The sequence below is a fragment of the Leptolyngbya cf. ectocarpi LEGE 11479 genome, assembly GCF_015207065.1.
GTDB classification, from domain to species: Bacteria; Cyanobacteriota; Cyanobacteriia; order Phormidesmidales; family Phormidesmidaceae; genus Leptothoe; species Leptothoe ectocarpi.
The window spans coordinates 1-6,070 of sequence record NZ_JADEXP010000385.1 but is presented as its reverse complement, the minus strand read 5'-3'; the positions used below and the strand labels follow the sequence as shown (position 1 = coordinate 6,070).

At 51.5% G+C, this 6,070-nt stretch carries 5 protein-coding genes; 1 reads left to right on the top strand and 4 read right to left on the bottom strand.

Annotated elements, in window-relative coordinates; translation table 11 throughout:
* Window positions 1-726: pyridoxal phosphate-dependent aminotransferase (locus IQ260_RS26400; protein WP_193996064.1), on the top strand; the 726-nt coding region annotated here is incomplete at its 5' end.
* A 582-nt stretch (window positions 727-1,308) separates the two neighbouring features.
* On the opposite strand, the gene IQ260_RS26395 is transcribed toward IQ260_RS26400, so the two are convergent.
* The 4 genes from IQ260_RS26395 to IQ260_RS26380 all read right to left on the bottom strand — a co-directional run.
* Window positions 1,309-2,181 (bottom strand): ABC transporter permease, encoded by an 873-nt coding sequence (locus tag IQ260_RS26395; protein WP_228016456.1) that lies wholly within the window; start codon window positions 2,179-2,181, stop codon window positions 1,309-1,311.
* Window positions 2,182-2,770: 589 nt separating this feature from the next.
* Window positions 2,771-3,730: an ABC transporter permease gene (locus tag IQ260_RS26390; RefSeq protein WP_193996063.1), complete on the bottom strand. Its 960-nt coding sequence runs from the start codon at window positions 3,728-3,730 to the stop codon at window positions 2,771-2,773.
* A 13-nt stretch (window positions 3,731-3,743) separates the two neighbouring features.
* On the bottom strand, window positions 3,744-4,604 hold the full coding sequence (locus tag IQ260_RS26385; protein WP_193996062.1) for a universal stress protein: 861 nt from the start codon (window positions 4,602-4,604) through the stop codon (window positions 3,744-3,746).
* A gap of 153 nt (window positions 4,605-4,757) precedes the next feature.
* Window positions 4,758-6,070 (bottom strand): SulP family inorganic anion transporter (locus tag IQ260_RS26380; RefSeq protein ID WP_193996061.1); only part of this gene is annotated, 1,313 nt, incomplete at its 5' end.

Genomic DNA, 6,070 nt, shown 5'->3' with positions numbered 1-6,070 from the left:
GGTTACAAAATGACCCCCAAACAGCTGCAGCAGGCGATTACACCTAAAACAAAACTGTTAGTCTTTAATTCTCCTTCTAATCCAACGGGAATGGTCTACAGCCCCGATGAAGTGCGCGCGCTGGCTGAGGTCGTTGTGGCTAATGATATTTGGGTCGTCGCAGACGAAATCTATGAAAAGATTTTGTATGACGGGACTGAGCACCTGAGTATTGGCGCGGTGAGCGAGGCCATGTTTAAGCGCACCATTGTTAGTAATGGATTTGCCAAAGCCTATGCCATGACTGGCTGGCGGCTGGGGTATTTAGCCGGACCGGTTGAACTGATTAAGGCGGCCAACACCCTGCAAAGTCAGAGTACGTCCAATGTGTGTACCTTTGCCCAGTATGGTGCGATCGCAGCTTTAGAATCCCCCCAAGACTGTGTTGAAACCATGCGCCAAGCATTTTCCAAACGGCGTACAGCCATTATCAATCTTGTCAATGCCATTCCTGGTCTGAGCTGTGTGCCCCCAGATGGTGCGTTTTATCTGTTTATCAATATCAGCAAGACGGGGTTGCCATCCCTGGACTTTTGTACGCGCTTACTGAATGAAAAACATGTTGCTGCTGTTCCAGGAATCGCCTTTGGGGCTGATAGCGGTATTCGCATTTCCTATGCCACTGACATGGCCACCATTGAAAAAGGCATGGAACGGCTCAATGATTTTGTGCAACAGATTGCTTAGGCACGTTGTGAAGATAGTTTGAATAGGCAACTATCTAGCCCGAAGCCAGATAGTTGCTGGAGCAAGTAGGGAGTGAACCTGAACATATCCCCTGATAGGGTTGTTGAGCATTTGAGCAAACACGTTATTGCTAAGCTCAATGTCGCTATGAATGTTCTACATCGGTTTTTCTGAGCTGCCCGGAGAAATGTTGTTGTATGGCTTTAAGCTCTCAAGAAAATATCACTAAAATTGTTCGAGTGATAAAAATCTGCTCGATTTTAGTAGACTTCAAGGCTTTAAAGATTGAACGATCTTCAACCTCTTTAGTTCATATCTTGCACTAAGATTGGCTGTGTCGCTAAAGCCCGCGCTGGGTTGAAACTCCAGCGTTAGCTGAGGGTCGTCCGCTAAAAGGGACAATTGGGTATGGAGGCGCTGGAGGCCGGTGGTGGAGCTATTGAAGCATCGTTAAGTGTTGTGGAAGCGAACCCTCAAAACACATTTCCGATAATTGTGTCCCTTCCAGTGGACACCCTTCGGTTAGCCCAGGGTTTCAAACCCTGGGCGGGTTAGCGCTTCCCACCAAGTGCAAGATCTCGGTTAACTTGCATCCAGGGTATCTCGGAGACCATCGCCAATAAAGTTGATGCTCAAAACCGTGAGAAAAATTGCCGCTCCTGGAAAAATTGCCATATGGGGAGCACTTGCCAAATAATCCTGGGCTGTGTAGAGCATGCGGCCCCAGGTGGGGATATCGGGAGGGAACCCCAGCCCCAAAAAACTGAGGGTGGCTTCAGCTAAGACCGCATTCCCCACCGCCAGAGTCGCTGCTACAATTACTGGCCCCAGCACATTGGGCAGTAAATGATGCCAGATTAGCCGACGAGGCTTAGCGCCGAGCGCCTGGACAGCTTGCATGAATGTGCGATCGCGAGTCGCCAAAAAACCAGCCCGCACCAACCTCGCCACCGACATCCAGTTAAAGCCACCAATTACCAGCACCACCAGGGCAAAAATGCCATTCTGGGGGCCTAGGGCAGCCCGTGCCGCATCCCCAAACAGATAAATCACCAGCAGGGACAGGGGTAGCTGGGGTAGGGATAGGAATAAATCGGTAAAGCGCATTAGTAAGGCACTGAGTAGGCCACCGTAGAAACCTGCGATCGCACCGATCAGTGTGCCTATACTCACCGCCATCGCCATGGCTGCAATCCCCACAGTTAGCGAAACCCGTCCCCCCAGCAGCACTCGCGCCAGCTGGTCTTGGCCCAAGGTATTCGTCCCAAACGGATGGCCCCAGCTGGGTGGCTGAGTCGCTAAAGCAAAATCAATGGCGTCAGCTGATTGGGGATATACATAGGGTCCGATTGCGATCGCCAGTAGAATCAAACTAAATGTAGCCACACCAAATAAAGCCATGGGAGACTGCCGACGAAGCTGCACCATCAAAATTCCCTGTTCGAGTTTGAGCATACTAGCATCGATTTAATCCATCGATTCGATATAAGAAACCCCCACGAACGCTAAGGCACATGGGGGCTTCGAGTTAGATATAGGGGTTAAGTAATACAGTGACCTGTCTACTCAGATATAGGGTTGGAGATAAGGCGTTATTCAATAACTTGTCTATGGGTCCACTGTAGTCTGACAATGTGTCATATCACCCCCCTTGCAAGGTAAACCTATGCTCCGCTTACATAAGCATCAAGTTTCCTTGGTTTGTGTCCGCGATCACTGTGGTGTGAGCTGATGGAGTATTGACTAGAGAATTGGTTTAATCATTGTCTTTCGCATAGTCCCAAACGATTGAGTCAGTTGTTGCCTTCATCCCCACATCTCTTATAGAGGTTTAGAGTTAAGCGCGTTGATATGTATGGGCAATCTGAGATAAGAACTACTGTTGTTTTTCATTTAATTGCTGTAGCTGATCTGGCGATAGGCCAACAATAAGGTTTCCGACGGGGGCAGCGGGGGGACTGGCTGTAGCGTGGGGGGACGATCTTTAGCTTGGGCCATGGTTTTACTGGGATAGACGGCTGCCTCCATTGGTTTTATTGTAGCCTCAGCCTAGCCGGCCTCTGGGATCTAGCCAGCCATAGAGCACATCGGCAAACACGTTAAACACCACCACCAGCACGGCGTAGATAAATGAAACTGCCATCACTACGGGAGTGTCACTGCGGTTAATGGAGTCGATTAGCAGGGCTCCCATGCCGGGAATGCGAAAGACTTGTTCTAACACCAGGGACCCGGTAAACAGGCTAGGAATATCGAGGGCCAGTAGCGTCACCACCGGAATCGAGGCATTGCGGAGAATATGGACGCCGAGGATGCGCGATCGCGACAGCCCCTTCGCCCGAGCCGTCCGCACATAGCCCTGGGGTAGTTCTTCAGCAATGGCGGCGCGGATAAAGCGCATTAAAATTGCGGTTTGAAATAGGGCCAGCACCGTCACTGGTAAAATCGACTGCCGCACCAGCTCTAGAAAGCTGCTCCAGTCGTTGACCACTAGGGTGCTGCTGTAGATAAAGGGAAACCAGCCCAGCTGCACGCTAAAAACGAGGATAAGCAACAGCCCGGTAAAAAACGTGGGTAGGGAAAAGCCCACAAAGGCCAGGGTGGAAATCAGCCAGTCCACGGCAGTGCCTTTTTTGATGGCGGAGAGAGTGCCCAGGGGCAGGGCCAGCAGTACACTTAACAGATAGCCGGAACCGATCACCCATAGCGTGGCCGGTAAACGTTGCAAAATTAGCTCACTGACGGGACTGCGACTGTTAAAGGAATAGCCAAAGTTACCCTGAATCAGCGCCCATAGCCATTTGAAATAACGAATGATTACCGGGTCATCCAGTCCCAAAGAACGACGCAGGTTTTCACGAACTTCAGGGGTAATAGACGGATTGGTGGCTAGTTCACCGAGGGGATTGGTGGGTGCGATCGCAAGCAGCACAAAAATCACGACGCTAATAGCCAACAATGTCGGAATCGCTACTAATAACCGGCGGCAGACGTATTTCAGCATGCTGATAGCAGACCTAACGGAACAACAGCATCGGAATCTGAGTGCTTCTTAAGAGTTGAACCGTGGTGCTACCAATGACCAGATGACGAATGCGGCGGTGGCCGTAGGCACCCATTAGTAAAAGACTAATCTGATGCTGTTCAATATATTGAGCAATCACCTGTTCCGGGTCGCCACTGAGTACGCTGGTGGTCAGGGTGAGTCCGGCCTGCTGTAGCTTAGTTTGGGCATTGGATAGTTCTTGCGATCGCGCCGAGTCGGGCTTGGCCACCGTCAGCAGATGAATCTCAATATCCTTAAATCCTGAGGCACTGTCCGCCAGAAAGTCCACCACTCGCTTGCCTGTGGGGCTACCGTCGTAGGCCACCAGCAGTCGCTCAATCGGAGCAAAGGTTTGGGGAGTTACGAGACAAGGCTTGCTGCTGCTGCGCACAATCCGATCAATATTGGCCCCGAGGTGACCTGAGGCAAACTCCGCCGCTTCACCGCGTTTGCCCAGCACCACCATGTCAGCATCCGCCTCAAAGTCGTGGAAGCAGTCCACCAAAAAGCCGGTTGGATTAAGCAGTTCCACTTCGCTGAGTCCTTCAGCTTTGAGTACCTGATCGGCGTTCTTCAAAATCAGTCGGGCTCGCTGATTATTAAGTTTGGCCCGTTCATGCTCTAGGTCAACCAGCTCGTTCAAGAGCTGCTCTGAAGCTCCCAGGCCAATGCTGCCACTGAGATTTCCAGTAGAAACGACCTTTTGGCTGCGAATATCGGTGACAAACAGCACTTTAGTCTGAGCCTCAAATCGGCGAGCAAACCAAGCACCGTATCGATAAATACCGTCTGCAAAAGCAGATCCGTCGGAGCACAGAAGAATCGTTTTCATAGGTTGCGTTTTCTCTAAGGAATGATATTTTTATACATCCAAGATATATCTGAAGAGGCGTTCCATGGAACGCCTGTACGGCGGAAAGTAGCTCCTACATTTAATTCTCTATTTCTGAGAAATGAAGTCTGGGAGAGCATAGCGGCGCTAGGTTCACCCGTTGGCAACAAGTTCCTCATCAGTGGCAAGGCGATTAAGCAGGGTGGCACTGGCTTCATTGAGACCCACCACAGTGACCTCCACACCTTTACGACGAAACTTCTGGACGGCCTTGTCTAGAACCTCCACGGCTCCCTGGTCCCATAGCTGGGCATGGGTCAGGTTAATGGTCACCTGGTCAATGGACTCTGCATAGTTAAAGGACTCTGCAAATTCATCCCGAGACACAAAGAAAATTTGTCCAGACACGTTGTAGATCCGGTGGGCACCGTCGTCCGTCAGTACCTTATCAACAAATACCAGCTTGGCCACCTTGCGAGAGAAAAACACCGTACTCATGACGATGCCTGTGGCCACCCCCAGGGCAAAGTTGCGGGTGAAGATAATCACAAACATCGTCGTCAGCATGACGGCAACTTCACTTCTGGGAACCCGGCGCATATTGGAAAAAGACGACCAGCGAAAGGTACCGATAGACACCATGATCATGACGGCCACCAAGGCGGCCATGGGCATCTGCTGCACCCAGTCTTGCAAGAACAGAATGGCCATCAACAAAAACACGCCAGCCGCCAGGGTAGAGAGACGACCCCGACCACCCGATTGCACGTTGATTACCGACTGGCCGATCATGCCGCATCCGGCCATGCCGCCAAAAAAGGCGGTGACGATATTGGCGATACCCTGACCTTTGGCCTCCTGGTTTTTATCGCTGGGGGTATCGGTCAAATCATCCACTAGCGAGGCAGTCAGAAAAGAAGCCAGCAGCCCCACAATCGCCAGGGTCAAGGAATAGGGCAGAATAATCTGCAGCGTTTCTAAAGTAAAGGGCACCTGCGGTAGAGCAAATAGGGGCGGCGCGGTGGGTAGCTCACCCATGTCCCCCACGGTGGGCACATCTAGCTTCAGACTGATGGCAGCGATAGTCATTACTGCCAGAGCTACCAGCGGGGAGGGCACCGCCTTAGTAAAGCGGGGCAGGATATAGATAATCCCCAGGGACAGCAGCGTCAGCACATAGACCGTGTAGGGTACGCCAGTGAGCTGGGGTAGCTGCGCTAAAAAGATGAGTACGGCCAGGGCGTTGATATAGCCGATCATCACCGCTCGGGGCACAAATTTCATTTGGCGACCCAGCTTGAGAAACCCAAATATCACCTGAAAAATGCCGGTCAAAAAGGTAGCAGCCAGCAGATACTCCAACCCGTGGACTTTGACCAAATCCACCATCAGCAGAGCCATCGCCCCTGTCGCTGCCGAGATCGAGCCCGGTCGCCCACCGAGAAAGGCGGTAATCACCGCAATAA

Coding starts and splice junctions, on each gene's coding strand:
- IQ260_RS26395 (WP_228016456.1), bottom strand. CDS start 2,181: ATGCTCAAACTCGAACAGGGAATTTTGATGGTGCAGCTTCGTCGGCAG.
- IQ260_RS26390 (WP_193996063.1), bottom strand. CDS start 3,730: ATGCTGAAATACGTCTGCCGCCGGTTATTAGTAGCGATTCCGACATTG.
- IQ260_RS26385 (WP_193996062.1), bottom strand. CDS start 4,604: ATGAAAACGATTCTTCTGTGCTCCGACGGATCTGCTTTTGCAGACGGT.